13 protein-coding genes are annotated in these 14,106 nt (G+C 42.7%); 12 read left to right on the top strand and 1 reads right to left on the bottom strand.

Going from position 1 to position 14,106, the window contains the following annotated elements:
* Positions 1-32 precede the first annotated feature (32 nt).
* The gene (locus MHH49_RS28355; RefSeq protein WP_036686273.1) at positions 33-626 is read left to right on the top strand and encodes an LOG family protein; all 594 of its coding nucleotides are present in this window, start codon (positions 33-35) and stop codon (positions 624-626) included.
* A 171-nt stretch (positions 627-797) separates the two neighbouring features.
* Complete coding sequence (locus MHH49_RS28350) at positions 798-959, top strand: hypothetical protein (RefSeq protein ID WP_169744764.1); 162 nt, start codon at positions 798-800, stop codon at positions 957-959.
* Between the two features lie 78 nt (positions 960-1,037).
* On the opposite strand, the gene MHH49_RS28345 is transcribed toward MHH49_RS28350, so the two are convergent.
* A complete protein-coding gene (locus MHH49_RS28345) occupies positions 1,038-1,250 on the bottom strand; it encodes a hypothetical protein (RefSeq protein ID WP_036686275.1) in 213 nt (70 codons plus the stop codon).
* A 292-nt stretch (positions 1,251-1,542) separates the two neighbouring features.
* On the opposite strand from MHH49_RS28345, the gene MHH49_RS28340 reads away from it, so the two are divergent.
* The 10 genes from MHH49_RS28340 to MHH49_RS28295 all read left to right on the top strand — a co-directional run bounded on the left by MHH49_RS28340 (position 1,543) and on the right by MHH49_RS28295 (position 13,938).
* The gene (locus tag MHH49_RS28340; protein ID WP_036686277.1) at positions 1,543-2,901 is read left to right on the top strand and encodes an ABC transporter substrate-binding protein; all 1,359 of its coding nucleotides are present in this window, start codon (positions 1,543-1,545) and stop codon (positions 2,899-2,901) included.
* Between the two features lie 103 nt (positions 2,902-3,004).
* On the top strand, positions 3,005-3,958 hold the full coding sequence (locus MHH49_RS28335) for a carbohydrate ABC transporter permease (RefSeq protein WP_036686279.1): 954 nt from the start codon (positions 3,005-3,007) through the stop codon (positions 3,956-3,958).
* Positions 3,955-4,818 carry a carbohydrate ABC transporter permease gene (locus MHH49_RS28330; protein WP_036686280.1) on the top strand — a complete coding sequence of 288 codons (864 nt, stop codon included), beginning with the start codon at positions 3,955-3,957 and terminating at the stop codon, positions 4,816-4,818. The genes MHH49_RS28335 and MHH49_RS28330 overlap by 4 nt, the downstream gene beginning before the upstream one ends.
* A gap of 82 nt (positions 4,819-4,900) precedes the next feature.
* Positions 4,901-6,625 (top strand): cache domain-containing sensor histidine kinase, encoded by a 1,725-nt coding sequence (locus tag MHH49_RS28325; protein WP_036686283.1) that lies wholly within the window; start codon positions 4,901-4,903, stop codon positions 6,623-6,625.
* A 61-nt stretch (positions 6,626-6,686) separates the two neighbouring features.
* Entirely contained in the window at positions 6,687-8,006 is a 1,320-nt protein-coding gene (locus tag MHH49_RS28320) for an ABC transporter substrate-binding protein (protein WP_036686593.1), read from the top strand.
* A 17-nt stretch (positions 8,007-8,023) separates the two neighbouring features.
* Positions 8,024-9,622 (top strand): response regulator, encoded by a 1,599-nt coding sequence (locus MHH49_RS28315; RefSeq protein ID WP_036686284.1) that lies wholly within the window; start codon positions 8,024-8,026, stop codon positions 9,620-9,622.
* A gap of 14 nt (positions 9,623-9,636) precedes the next feature.
* Positions 9,637-10,833, top strand: a complete 1,197-nt coding sequence (locus MHH49_RS28310; protein WP_036686286.1) for a hypothetical protein — start codon at positions 9,637-9,639, stop codon at positions 10,831-10,833.
* Positions 10,834-10,975: 142 nt separating this feature from the next.
* Positions 10,976-12,040, top strand: coding sequence for a fatty acid desaturase (locus MHH49_RS28305; RefSeq protein ID WP_036686288.1), 1,065 nt, complete (start codon positions 10,976-10,978; stop codon positions 12,038-12,040).
* A gap of 159 nt (positions 12,041-12,199) precedes the next feature.
* Positions 12,200-13,336, top strand: a complete 1,137-nt coding sequence (locus MHH49_RS28300; protein ID WP_036686290.1) for a sensor histidine kinase — start codon at positions 12,200-12,202, stop codon at positions 13,334-13,336.
* A complete protein-coding gene (locus tag MHH49_RS28295; protein ID WP_036686291.1) occupies positions 13,336-13,938 on the top strand; it encodes a response regulator transcription factor in 603 nt (200 codons plus the stop codon). Before MHH49_RS28300 ends, MHH49_RS28295 begins: the two co-directional genes overlap by 1 nt.
* Positions 13,939-14,106: the final 168 nt, after the last annotated feature.

Raw genomic sequence — 14,106 nt, 5'->3', positions numbered from 1 at the left:
TGCACCATAATAACCAGTCTGGAGTGATAGGAATGGCTTTTACAATATGTGTGTTTGCCGGATCGAATCCAGGTCTTAACTCTGAATATACGGAAATGGCTAGGGAATTAGGTTATCATATAGCGGCACAAGGCTGTAGGTTGGTCTATGGAGGTTCGCGGAATGGCCTTATGGGACAGGTTGCGGACGGGGTACTTGCGAATGGCGGCGAAGCTGTAGGAATTATGCCAGTGGATCTTTTTCAAGATGAAATCAGACACTCCGGATTGACGAATTTGATTGAGGTCTCCAGTATGCATGAACGTAAGGCGGTAATGAGCGGTATGGCGGATGCTTTTATTGCTTTGCCGGGAGGTCTTGGAACCTTTGATGAGCTGTTTGAAATTCTGTGCTGGATGCAGATTGGTATTCATCAGAAGCCTATAGGGCTGCTGAATGTTCGAGGTTATTTTAATCCACTGCAAGCCTTGATTTCACATAGTGTGGCTGAAGGTTTTGCACCAAAAACTGCACTCCAAATGCTGCATACGAACTCAGATCCCGAATATTTGCTTGAACTGATGCGCGGTCGGATTGATCATAGTAATGAAACGAAGGGGAAAGCAAGGTTCCCGTCTCAGCGCTAAAACAATAAGGAATATGAACAACCTCCAGCTGTTTTATATGGCTTGGAGGTTTTTTTTGACATTAGGGGGAGATAAAACTGTTTGAATTTTGGCGAAGCTGGGTAAATAAGCCGTAAGTAATTAAGCAGAAATGCAAAATTCAGGAACATCACGGAAGGAGGTTGAAATCCAATGAATGTGATCGTACATAATCTTATGGCTTACAATCATCAGTTTTTTAGACCTCAACCCGTGGTCAATCCCAAGCAAGGGAAAGCAGACAAGAAGAGAATGAGTTTCCAGGAAGTTCTGAATGAGAAAATGAAAGTGTACAGCACCTACAACAAAAATTAAGTATGAAAGCTATAACCTATGTTTGTTAAAGAAAGCCGGAACGCGATGATCCTAGAGATCATTGCATTCCGGCTTTCTTTAGGGTCTGACCTCAAAAAATTCGCAGCTCTTGCGAGAGTAGTAAGTCAGATCACTAACTCTAGATTGAATAACAACATCGAAATCAGTGAAGCGGACAACGGTAGCTCCTGAATTTACTAAATGATCGTCCTGAAATACACGAACAGGTAATTTGCGGTCAACGGCTTCTTGGAAATCGCTGTCGGTTAGCAGCGGGCGATTAATTGGCATGGGGAATAACTCCTTTGATCATGTAATGAAGTAAGAAATAAAAATAGTATACCTGCGGAAGCACAAGAAATCCAATTTAAGATGAAGTACATGTATCCTGTGAGGAACATAATAGGACAAAATTCTATACTCCCTCCTTATCAGGTATAGGCCTGTACGAAATATTTGTTTGAGCTTTTCCGCGTTTCGTAATTATTTCCACCATAAATCGGAAGTTTACCTCCTCAAAAAAAGAATTTAAACCCTGTACACTAATTCTTGTAAGAGAAACCTTTGAAAGGGGTACAGGGGAATGAATAAAGTAAAACACTTGGCGCTATCGTTAGTCGCTATCATGCTCGTAGGTTCACTGGCAGCATGCGGAGGCAACAACGCCGAGAACAACAACACATCGAACAAAAATACAGGTAACAACGCAGCAAGCACTAGTGAACCCACTAAAGATGAGGGAACAGAACCGGCTGAGAAAATCGAACTTTCTTTCTGGACGCTGGGCAACGTGAACTACGAGGATTTAGCGAAGGAGTACACTAAGGAACATCCAAACATTACGATCAAAGTGCAAAATACCGGTGACCAAACCGCTCACCATAATAATTTGACCACTGCTTTGTCGGCAGGATCGGGTGCACCTGATATTTTCCAACTTGAAATCGGTTTCATGGAACGTTTCATCAACGCTCAGGACAAGTTCTATAACCTGAATGATCTGGGTGCCAAAGATATTCAAGCCAACTATCTGGATTGGAAATGGAAACAAGCATCTTCCGTAGATGGCAGCTTCCAGCTGGGTCTTCCAACAGATATCGGCCCAACGGTCGTATATTACCGCACAGATTTGGCTGAAGAGGCTGGACTGCCAAGTGATTCCGAAGGATTCGGCGCTGCTATTGATACTTGGGATAAGTTCGCAGCTGTTGCCAAAGCTTTCAAAGAAAAAACAGGCAAACCATTTGTAGACCTTACGGATCTTACCTTTAATGCTTTGCGTGACCAATCTGCTGATGAAATCTATTTCAGCAAAGCTGATGGCAGCTTTATTGGAGATACCAATCCGCAAGTCAAAAAAGCTTATGATTTCACGGTTAAAGGTATTCAAGAAGGCTGGATCAGCAATGTTATGCTCTGGTCTCCTGAATGGGGTCAAGGCATGAACGACGGTTCATTTGCAGTAGTTATGGGACCAGCTTGGATGGCAGGAAATGTTAAGAGTAATGCTCCAGACTCCTCTGGGAAATGGAAAATTGCTCAGCTCCCTGAAGGTGCTGGTAACTGGGGTGGTTCGTTCCTGACGCTGCCAAAAGAAGGCAAACACTCGAAAGAAGCTTATGACTTTATCGCATGGATGGATAACAAGGAAAACCAACTGGAATCGTTCAAAACTAAAGGACTTATGCCTTCCATTCCTGCACTGTATGAAGATCCTGCATTCGTAGATTTCAAAGATGATTTCTTCGGTGGACAACAAACCGCTGTAGAATTCGGTAAAGCAGCAAACCGGGTAAAACCTGTATACTACGGTCCGCTTCATGACCAAACCGATACTTTCTTCAAAAACGCATTGAAAAATGTGTTGGAGAAAAAAGCAGATCCGACCAAAGAATGGAACGAAGCAGTAAAACAAGCGAAAACATTGGCTGAACGCAGCTAAGATTTCAAGCTTTTGAAATTAAATTTCTAGAAGGTCCGGATTCATAGAGTGAAACATTCTCTGTGAATTCGGATTTACACGTTAGATTACCTGGAGGTGTGACATGGCACAACCTGTTATTTCAAGTCCGCATGCCGAGAGCAAGCGCCGCTTTTTAACTGAACAAAGAAGGAGCCGCATCACTGCGTACACATTTATTTCGCCCTTTTTTATTCTGTTCTCGATATTTGGACTATATCCGATCTTTTTCACGATCTATCTCTCGTTCTTTAAATGGGATGCCCTGAATCCTATGAAATTTGTAGGGTGGAAAAACTATGATCTGGTCACAAGTGATCCGACTTTCTGGATTTCTTTTAGCAACACTTTAATTATGGGCCTTATGGGTACTGTTCCACAGATATTACTAGCTCTATTGATTGCTGTTTTGCTGAATTCAGCGATGACTCGCTTTAAGAAGACTTTCCGGGTTTTATTTTTTATGCCTAATATTACGTCTATCGTTGCGGTTACGCTCGTGTTCAGTACACTGTTTGGCAACAACGGAATGATCAACTGGATTCTAAACGGCTTGGGATTAGATAGTATGGCCTTCAACTCTGGTTGGTGGGGCGTTAAAATCGCGATTTCTACGATGGTTATGTGGCGCTGGACGGGGTATAATGCCATTATTTTTCTATCAGGCTTGCAAAGTATCCCTACGGATCTATATGAAGCGGCACGTATTGACGGTGCGAACAGAAGACAACAGCTAACCTTTATAACGTTACCGCTATTGAAGCCATTCATTGTATTTGTTACCTTGCTTTCAACTATAGGTGCCTTGCAGCTGTTCACTGAGCCTTATGTATTTTTGGGCCAAGCGGGAACTGGATCTACACGTCAGGAAGGAATCACTATGGTTACTTATTTGTATAGCGAAGCATTCCGCAACGGATTTTTTGGTACGGCAGCAGCTACGGCAGTCTTGCTGTTCCTGGTCACGATTATTTTCTCTGTCCTCAATATGCTGGTCTCAAATCGCATGGGTGGAGATACGGGAGGGGGTAAAGCGTGAGTACGCTGCGTGTATTTAAAAAAGATCCGGATGATCTAGGGATCATCGGCAAGTTAGGATTTTATCTGCTGCTGATTGTTGGTGCGCTCGTGTCCATCTTTCCTTTTTATTGGATGTTTGTAGTTGGCACTAATGACAGAGGCGCAGTATTCCATGTGCCACCTTTACTTACGGTTGGAGACCAGTTTTTTGAGAATTTCCAGCGGGTACTGGACAAAACGGACTTCTTTCAAGCCTTGGGCAACTCTTTATTTGTCTCTTCTATGGTTACAATATCGGTCGTGTTTTTCTGTACACTGGCAGGTTATGCCTTTGCCAAATATGAATTTCCGTTTAAAAATGTTCTGTTCTACTTTGTAATTGCTACATTATTTGTGCCTCAGCAGCTTGGTGTATTACCTACTTACGTAATTATGGCCAAGCTCCACTGGATTGACTCTTTCAAGGCACTTATTGTCCCAGCGATGGTTAATGCCTTCGGGATCTTCTGGATGCGGCAGTATATCACTACAGCTGTACATACGGAATTGATTGAAGCAGGTCGGATCGATGGCGGCGGACATTTCCGGATCTTCTGGAACATCGCTATCCCGGTCATTACTCCAGCTATGGCTACACTAGGTATACTGAATTTTATGACCGTTTGGAATGACTTCTTCTGGCCTTTAGTGGTACTGAAGAATCAAGAGCATTTCACAATTCAAATTGCGCTCCAGCAGCTGTTCTCCAATCGCGATGGTCTAGACTACGGAATGATCATGTCAGCAACATTTACGGCAACCTTGCCACTGCTGATTGTATTCCTGTTATTTAGCCGCTGGGTGATTGCTGGACTTACTTCTGGAGCTATTAAGAGCTGATCTTACTTTTTGATCTTTACAGGGAATAGGCGGTTTTGTGAAGAATACTAGAGGACAGAGACAGCAGGGGAAGGGGAATATCATGAAACTCCGCCGTAAAATCTTGTTCGCTATTATTCTTCTCGTCTTTATTCCGGTTATCCTGATGGGGATCGTCACTTACGTTAATTTTTCTAATGCAATGGAGAAAAAATCAAGCAACTTCTACTGGATTTCACTGCTTGAAACGGATCGAAAGCTTAAATTCGCGCTTAGTGAAATCACCTCGATCACGAATTCAAAAATTACGCAGCCGGTTGTTCAGCAATCACTGAAGCAGAAGAACTTTGTAATCACTTATGATCGAAAGCAAGAGCTTAGCAGTTATCTTATTGATCATCCGATGATTACTTCATTTAGTTTTTATAGTAAAGATCGTTTAATTTATCAATACAATGCATCGATGTCCTTTGAGGACTTGAAAAGACAAAGCTGGTTTGACGCGATGGAAGGCGCCGAAGGGCGGCCCGTGTGGTCAGGACCGGGAGAAAATGGCTCGGAGATCTCCGGCAATCCGGTACTTGTACAAGCAAGAGTAATCAAAGATTCATATTCTCTCGAAGATATCGGATATCTGGTTGTTAATGTAAAACCTGATTTATTGGATCAGATTTTCTGGGAAGCAGCAACCCTCAAGAAGGGAGATATTTTGCTGGTCAACAAGCTAGGAAATATTGTTTTTAATAAATCCGGTGAACATATTGGACAACGCACAGATTTCCCCTTTTTACAAAATGATTATGCTAAAGAACATGACTATTACATCGACAACTATCAGGGGGAAAAATCACTTATAACCTTCCTACCTTCTCATAATGCAGCCTGGTATTTAGTAGCCATTACACCTATGAATCTAATCTCGTCAGAATCTGTATCCATCCGGAATATTGCGATTATTTTAAGTACTGTTTCGCTGTTGTCCGCCATTTTGTTCGACCGCTATTTCGTACGGAGGCTCGTTCATAGTATTAATAGTGCGGTTAACGGGATGAAGCGGGTGAAGCAGGGGATATTTACACCGATCACTACACCCTATCGTGCTGATGATGAAAGTGATTTGCTGATTGATGGCTTTAATCGGATGAGCACGCAGATCAATGAGCTGCTTGTGCAGGTGGAGACTGAGCAGGGACGCAAGAAGGAAGCAGAAATGCAAGCGCTAATGGCGCAGATTAACCCTCATTTTATTTATAATTCACTCGAATCGATTAATTCGATGGCAGTGCTGCAAGGCAATAAAGATATTAGCAAAATGGTCATCTCACTCGGCAAGCTGCTGCGAATCAGCATCAGTCAGAATCAGGAGCTGATTCCGCTGCATATGGAGTTCGAACATGTCCGTCATTATTTGGATATCCAGAAGTTTCGTTTTGAAGATAAATTCTCGTATATCATAGATCTTTCGGATGGTCTTAAGACGTTCATGACACAAAAGCTGATTGTTCAGCCGATTGTTGAGAATGCGCTGTATCATGCGATTGAGCAGATGGAGGACCCAGGGATCATTGAGATTACGGCCTATGAAATGGGCACGGATATGATCATTATCGTAAAAGATAACGGCCCCGGCTTTGACCTTGCCAAGATGATGAGTCTTTGGGATAACGAGGGAAGTGCTCAGAAGAAATACAGTGATAGCGGCGTGGGGCTTAAAAATGTGCATGAACGCTTGAATATTCGATTCGGCAGTCCATACGGCATACTAGTGTGTTCTTCCCCCGGCTTTGGTTCAACCATCCGAATCCGAATACCAAAAATACTGCCGTAATCGACCGTGCGGAAAGAAGGGGGAGATTGTTATCAAAAAATGGTTATTGAAATGGGGCTGGATGTGGTTATATCTAGTGCTGATTTCGGGTGCTGTTTTATTTATAACTTTAGGAAAGCAAGAACCCATTGAAGATGATTCACCAGAAAAAATCACATTAACTTTCCGTCATTTCTGGATTAAAGAGCATGATCGGCCATTGTTGACTATTTATGAAGATATCGTGGACAAATATCAGTCAGAACATCCAAATGTGAAAGTTAACTTTGAAGGTTTAGATCAGACGTTGCACCGTGATCAAAAGCTGAAGAACGAGATGGTTACTGGCACCCCGCCAGATATGTTTGTTTTGTTCGGTGGAGCGGAAATTGAGCCATATGTGCGCTCTAAGCGCCTGATTGATCTGACTGATTTCGTCAGGGAGAATGCGCTGACCAATCAATTCAAGGATCTGGATCTCTGGACCTTTGACAACCATATTTATGGCTTGCCTATTGAAGGGAATGCTGAACCCTTATATTTTAATAAAACCATATTCGAAAAGCTGGGTTTGAAGCCGCCAGAAACGCTGCAAGAGCTTGATGCTGCCATACTAAAGCTGAAGTCGGCAGGGTATATTCCATTTGCACTTGGCAACGAGGATCGTTGGCCCGCAGGAATTTTTGCACATTATTTAATGGATCGTTATGCCGGCGCCGAGTTGATCGAGAAGCTGATCACTGGTGAAGATCAAGCCAGCTTTCAGAATGAGGCCTATTTAAAGGCTTTTCAGCACTTGGAGCAATGGATTAAAGAAGGTGCCTTCAGCACGAAATCGAATGTGTTATCCACAGAAAATGCGGTGGGACTATTTACGAGCGGCAAGGCTGCGATGTATCTAAACGGAAACTGGGATATCAATTTATTTGCCGGCGCAGCTGCTCCTACGGATTTTCAAAATGAGGTAGGTGTTATTCCGTTTCCCACATTGAAGAAGGGGGAACAACCTTCGATAGCCGGCGGTTATACATTTGGCATCGGCCTTTCCTCCGAACTAAGCGGAGCGAAGCGGGAGGCTGCGCTCGATCTCATGAAAGCTTTTTACACCCAGGAGGTTCAGACACGGATTGTATATGAAGGGTTGAGAATTCCGTCCATGCGCATCGCCTTTGATCCTGAGAAGACAGGACCCGTATTCGCGCAAGTCATGAATATGATGGAAGTTAACCGCAAGAGCTTTGTCCCTTATGATAATGTATTGTCACCAGAAGTGAAAAAAACGTTCCTGAGTGTTATAGAACAGATGATTAACGGAGAAATGTCTGCTGAGCAAGCGTTAAAGCAAGTGCAGGCATCCTCCATTCAATATTGGAATTTGATCCAAAGCTCAAGTGTACAATGATCCTGGAGGTGCAGGAAATGGATGAGTTACAAGAGAAATATAAAGTAATAATCGTGGATGATGAGCCGATTATTCTTCGTAGCTTAAAAGCAGCCATTCCATGGAATGATCTTCAGATGGAGATTGTGGGAGAGGCACGAAATGGAGAATTAGCTCTTCGCTTAATAGAAGACACTTCACCACATATCGTGATTAGTGATATTCGCATGCCCGTAATTGACGGGATTACGTTGATGAAGGAAGTATTGTCTAAAAATCCGAAGCTGGTGTTTATTTTTATAAGCGGGTACGGAGAGTTCGAATATGCAAGAGAAGCATTACGTCAAGGCGCATTTGATTATTTATTGAAGCCGATCGATCATGATGAACTGGTTGAAATGTTAAACCGCGCGAGAACCAAGCTGGATGAACAGAAGCAAAATGATCAGCTGATTCATTCTGTGCAGATGCTGTCACTGCTTGCACGTGAACGTCTGTTTGCAGAAATCACTTTGGGAAATGCAAGGCCGCTTGAGCATCTGAAATGGCTGGAGAACAGTGAACTGGAGAGCGGATATTTCATGGCTGTTGTCCAGTTAGATGATTACTCCACACTGAGCAATCAATGGAGTGTAGAAGAAAAACGGCTATGGCTGTTTGCAATCCGCAATATTGTGGAAGAATGGTCACTGGAACATGGAGTGCTGACGGTTTTCCCGTTTCATAATGGAGAGTGGATACTACTGTTCCCTGGATCTTTAAGCGCCAGCAGGAGAGAACTTGGTGAACATTTGATAGCGGGGATCAAGAGATACTCCAAGCAGTCTTGTTCCGTAGGCATCAGCCGCACCACACAAGGCATTGATCAATTAAGTACGGTTTACCCTCTGGCTGCGAAGGCCTTATATCAACGGTTCTATTCGGGTCTTGCCGGGGTCTTTATTGATGAAGAGATATCGTTCCCTAGCAGTAAAGAGGTGAAATACCCCAAAGAGCTGGAAACCGCGCTGATTGAAAGTATACGTACCTTAAATAGAGACCGGATGTGGTCTTTATTTGATGAGCTTGCTTTATTTATTGAGTCACAAGCTGTTCCTAAGGATATGGCTGAACGTCTTCTTGTTGAAATGATCGTTGTGTTGTATAGAAATTATGAGTATTTGAATATAAATTCAGATTGGTCTTTACATGGATTGCTTAGCAAGATGCACAATCTTGGCACTTTAAATGAAGTGATCTCTGCTCTGAAAGAAGAGTTTGGTGTGCGATTGGAGCAAGGGAACAAGCCTGTGAATCGCGAGGATACGCGTAGCGCCATCGAGAAAGCGAAACGTTATATTGAGAGTAATTACCATAAAGATTTGAGTATTGAGGAAGTAGCGGAGCTGGCTGATCTCAGTATCAGTCATTTCTGTACTTTATATAAACAAATAACGGGCTATACCTTTTTGGAGTATGTTACACACTGCCGGATGGAGAGGGCGAAGTATATTTTGCAGAGCAGCAACGTAAAAGTGTATCAGATAGCTCCTCTCGTCGGTTATCAGGACCCGCGTTATTTTACACAGGTTTTTAAAAAGGCTAGTGGTCAAACACCAACAGAATACCGAGAAGAGCATACTAAGCAGATCCATTAACAAGGAGGTAAGGGATGGAATTTCATTTGGAGATGATTGTTAAGTGTTTAACGAACCATAAGCTGCAGAAATATTGGAAAGGATTCGAGGCTGTTTCTTTTGCATTTTATAATAAGGATAACGTGTATCTGTACAATCATCCCAAATTTAAAACGGTAGGATATCATCCACATTTGCTTCCTTGGAGTAATGAATTCTCAGGAGATACAATCATTTTATATGAGGATCACCCTACAGCCATCGTTAATCTGGAATTACATGAAGAATTCGAAGACTTGTACGCCATTTGTGTACACGAATTATTTCACGGTTATCAATTCCTGATGGGAGATGAACGTTATGCAGATGAATTATTGATGATTACCTACCCTTTATCCCTCGAAAATATGGAATTGCGGATTCAAGAAAGACATCATTTATATCTTAGTGTAATGGCAGCTACTATTGAAGAGCGTAATCAAGCAATGTACAGATTTATTGCCTTACGTCAACAAAGAGAACAGCTGCTCGGGGAGTACGTGCTAAATGAATATCTTATTGAAACGCTGGAAGGACCCGCTTGGTATGTTGAATTAAATGCCTATGCCGAGAAATCCACACTTCCTAATGAGGAGGTATTGCAGAAGTTCAGTTCGTATTTAATAGATGAACTTGAATCATCGGCAAATATTAGAAGAAGCTGCTATGGTTCTGGACTGTTTATATGTTTGCTGCTGGATGAGCTTCGCACCGATTGGAAAGAAGAGTTTATGAAGTCGGAGTTAAGTTTATATGCGTTTTTTAAGCAATTTGTGGATCAAGTCATCATTCCCTTCGAGGAGATATCCATCAGCAAAGAAACGGAAGATATTATGCAATCGGTCAAAACAATCAGGGAGAAGGAATTCATTGATTTTATCAGCCTTGAAGGGTACCACCTGTATATTGAAGGAGATATAAAATCTACGGGTTTTAATCCTATGGGTATTATTGGTGGAGATGAGAAATGTATTCATAAGAATAATTTACGAATCCAAATCAATGATGCGGAGTATTTTCTGGAAAAGCCAGTGATTAGCTACTATAAAGCTGACCTTCGAAATATTAATAAACTGCACTTAGTATTAGATGAACCTCCAACTTTTAATAAAGATTCGTTAATCCTTAATGGAATTGGTGAGATCAAAGGTCAATATGAAGTGAAGGAAGATGGATGTTGGCTGCAATGCTGACGGAAATTGATTAGAATGAGAGTATGACATTTGTCATACTCTCTACTTGATGTTTATGACTTATAGGATGATACTTCATCGCCTATACTTAGAGTAGATGAAAAGATCCTTAGCCGGACACATCAAGGAGGAAACGATATAGATGACTACAAAACAGACATCACAGCTCTCCAGCCTTAAAAAGAGTGTAGCCCCTTACGAGAAAAATGACCGCAACGCAAGTATAAGACAGCTCATCAATACTTTAGGACCACTTGTGCTGTTATGGGGCGGAGCTTATTTCTCTTTATCCGTTTCCTATTGGCTCACCCTTCTGTTAGCTATTCCTGCAGCAGGATTTGTAATTCGAACTTTTATTATTTTTCATGATTGCACACATGGATCGTTTTTTAAGAATCGTAAAGCGAATGATATTATCGGAACGATCACAGGTGTACTGACACTGGTTCCTTATCGGCAGTGGAAACATAGTCATTCCATTCACCACGCCAGCTCCAGTAATCTCGATAAAAGAGGGATCGGCGATATTTGGATTATGACGGTCGATGAATATGCAGCAGCTTCCTTCTGGAAACGTCTATATTACCGGATTTACCGCAATCCCATCGTGATGTTTGGTCTTGGACCGATTGCTGTTTTTATGATTCAGTATCGTTTTAATGTTAAAGGTGCTAGACGCAAAGAGCGGATGAATACCTATTTGACGAATATTTCAATCGCAGCCCTTTATGGCTTGTTGATATGGGCTATTGGCTGGCAGGCATTTCTTATGGTGCAGCTGCCTGTAGCATTTGTATCAGGGTTTCTCGGCATATGGTTGTTCTACGTCCAACATCAGTTTGAAGACTCTTATTTCGAGAATGAATCCGAATGGAGTTATGTGATGGCCGCGGTTGAAGGCAGCTCATATTATAAGCTGCCGAAGGTGCTGCAATGGATTACGGGCAACATCGGCTTCCACCATGTGCATCATTTAAGTCCAAAGGTGCCAAACTATAATTTGGAAAAAGCGCATAACGCGACTCCACCGCTACAAAAAGCAACAACGATTACGATTGGTACCAGCTTGAAGGCTCTTCACTTCCGTCTTTGGGATGAGGAAAATAAACGTTTCATCAGTTTCAAAGAGATGAAGTCCATATTAAATAAACCTAAAACAGCAGGCGAGGTCCTGCAAGTTCATAAGCCCAGACTCCAGGGAGAATAATGGTCCACATTGTAATCAAATAGCAGCAAAATGGAAGGTTAGAGCCGGAGAACTCATTCGCGCTCTAATCTTTTTTCTCTTTATCGTTGTGGTTCACCGGATTTTACCGGATTTATGCTAGAATAGGGTGAGTGGCATATGGCAAAAAGGAGAGCGAACATGCAGAAGTGGCATCATATTTTTCATAAAAGTACAGGTCTTAGCCCTTATGTATGGGTCGTATTTTATATTCTACCGTTTTATTTCATCTTTCGGTCCTCCTCTCCCTACCAGGTAGTTTCGGGAATCTTGATGATCGCTGTGTTTTTTGTTTGTTATGTGCTTTCTTTTGTCTCCAAGGGTTGGTTAGTTTATTTTTGGACGAGCGTGCAGATACTTGTCTCTATAACGATGACGTTGTTGTTTGGATATATGTATTTTGCGCTTTTTTTAGCCTTTTTTATTGGGAATATCCAGAATCGAGTAGGGTTTTTCACCCTATACTCCATTCATTTGCTGACTACGATTATTACGATCAACTATGAGCTGCTGTCGCGTAATCCCGTATTTATCAGCCAGCTTCCGTTTGTGCTTGTCAGTATGATTGCAGTGATCCTGCTGCCAATCAGTACCTATAACCGCAATAATCAAGGGAAGCTACAAGACCAATTGGAGGATGCTAATAAGCGAATCTCTGAATTGGTTAAGCTCGAGGAACGCCAGCGGATTTCACGTGATCTACACGATACATTAGGTCAGAAGCTTTCGTTAATTGGTCTGAAAAGTGATTTGGCAGGAAAGCTTATCGACAGTAATCCGACGCAAGCAAAAGCCGAGATCAATGATGTACGCCAGACGGCGAGAAGTGCACTGAAAGAGGTCCGGGAGATGATTACGCGAATGCGTGGCATTCGCCTTGAAGACGAGCTCGTTCATATTCAGCAGTTTCTTGCGGCTGCGGAGATCGATTATGTTTTGCAAGGCAATCCTAAACTTTCTAACACTTCATTGATTACGGAGAATGTGCTCAGCATGTGTATTAAGGAAGCTGTCACAAATGTTGTGAAGCATAGTAATGCACAATCCTGCTCAATTATCATCGAACCTACGCGTACAGATCTGATCATTAAAGTGAAAGATGATGGAACCGGCATCCCGGGCAATGATCTTTATTTTAAAGGACATGGGCTGCAAGGCATGCGGGAACGTCTTGAATTTGTGAATGGCTGTATGGATATCGTGCAAGATGGGGGAACTACGATCGTGATTAAGGTCCCTAATGCATTTAAGCATCCGGAACAGGAGGTAACCTTATAATGATTAAGATTGTAATCGCTGAGGATCAGCGGATGCTCCTTGGAGCGCTGGCATCTTTGTTGGATTTAGAAGAGGATATGAAGGTAGTGGGCCGGGCAAGCAACGGGGAAGAAGCTGTAGCGATGGTTCAGCAGCATAAGCCGGATATCTGTATTATGGATATTGAAATGCCAGCGATGAGTGGTCTCGACGCTGCGGAAGCGCTGAAGAATAGCGGCTGCAAAACGATGATATTAACCACCTTTGCCCGTGCGGGATATTTCGAACGTGCGCTCAAGGCGGGAGTTCACGCTTATTTGCTGAAAGACAGTCCTAGCGAAGAACTGGCACTTTCGATACGTAATGTGATGGCAGGCCGACGCATGTATGCACCGGAGCTAATGGATGAAGCCTACAGCGGTGAAGTTAATCCTCTGACTCAGCGCGAGAAGGAAGTACTTGGACTCATTGCCGACGGTAAAAATACAAAAGAGATCGCCAGCCAATTGTACATTACCACGGGAACAGTCCGGAATTACATCTCTGTTATACTAGATAAGCTGGATGTAGGTAACCGCATCGAGGCGATCACTCGATTTAAGGAAAAAGGTTGGTTTAAGTGAGCGGGGGTAAGAAACGATTAGTTGGCTGAAGCAGCTTGTAAACGTAAACGCTAATCACTGATTGCTGATCGCTGATCGCTGATCGCCGATTGCTAATCGCTGATCGCTGATCGCTGATCGCCGATTGCTGATTGCTAATCGCAGAGCGCTGATTGCTAATCGCTGATC

The sequence above is a fragment of the Paenibacillus sp. FSL F4-0122 genome (assembly GCF_038002845.1).
In the GTDB taxonomy this organism is placed as follows: domain Bacteria; phylum Bacillota; class Bacilli; order Paenibacillales; family Paenibacillaceae; genus Paenibacillus_AQ; species Paenibacillus_AQ odorifer.
The sequence above is the reverse complement of the archived record's forward strand: the minus strand, read 5'-3'. Positions and strand labels throughout refer to the sequence as shown.

Excerpts from the sequence above, each read along its gene's own strand:
- MHH49_RS28355 (WP_036686273.1), top strand. The coding sequence starts at position 33 with ATGGCTTTTACAATATGTGTGTTTGCCGGATCGAATCCAGGTCTTAAC.
- MHH49_RS28350 (WP_169744764.1), top strand. The coding sequence starts at position 798 with ATGAATGTGATCGTACATAATCTTATGGCTTACAATCATCAGTTTTTT.
- MHH49_RS28345 (WP_036686275.1), bottom strand. The coding sequence starts at position 1,250 with ATGCCAATTAATCGCCCGCTGCTAACCGACAGCGATTTCCAAGAAGCC.
- MHH49_RS28340 (WP_036686277.1), top strand. The coding sequence starts at position 1,543 with ATGAATAAAGTAAAACACTTGGCGCTATCGTTAGTCGCTATCATGCTC.
- MHH49_RS28335 (WP_036686279.1), top strand. The coding sequence starts at position 3,005 with ATGGCACAACCTGTTATTTCAAGTCCGCATGCCGAGAGCAAGCGCCGC.
- MHH49_RS28325 (WP_036686283.1), top strand. The coding sequence starts at position 4,901 with ATGAAACTCCGCCGTAAAATCTTGTTCGCTATTATTCTTCTCGTCTTT.
- MHH49_RS28320 (WP_036686593.1), top strand. The coding sequence starts at position 6,687 with ATGTGGTTATATCTAGTGCTGATTTCGGGTGCTGTTTTATTTATAACT.
- MHH49_RS28315 (WP_036686284.1), top strand. The coding sequence starts at position 8,024 with ATGGATGAGTTACAAGAGAAATATAAAGTAATAATCGTGGATGATGAG.
- MHH49_RS28310 (WP_036686286.1), top strand. The coding sequence starts at position 9,637 with ATGGAATTTCATTTGGAGATGATTGTTAAGTGTTTAACGAACCATAAG.
- MHH49_RS28305 (WP_036686288.1), top strand. The coding sequence starts at position 10,976 with ATGACTACAAAACAGACATCACAGCTCTCCAGCCTTAAAAAGAGTGTA.
- MHH49_RS28300 (WP_036686290.1), top strand. The coding sequence starts at position 12,200 with ATGCAGAAGTGGCATCATATTTTTCATAAAAGTACAGGTCTTAGCCCT.
- MHH49_RS28295 (WP_036686291.1), top strand. The coding sequence starts at position 13,336 with ATGATTAAGATTGTAATCGCTGAGGATCAGCGGATGCTCCTTGGAGCG.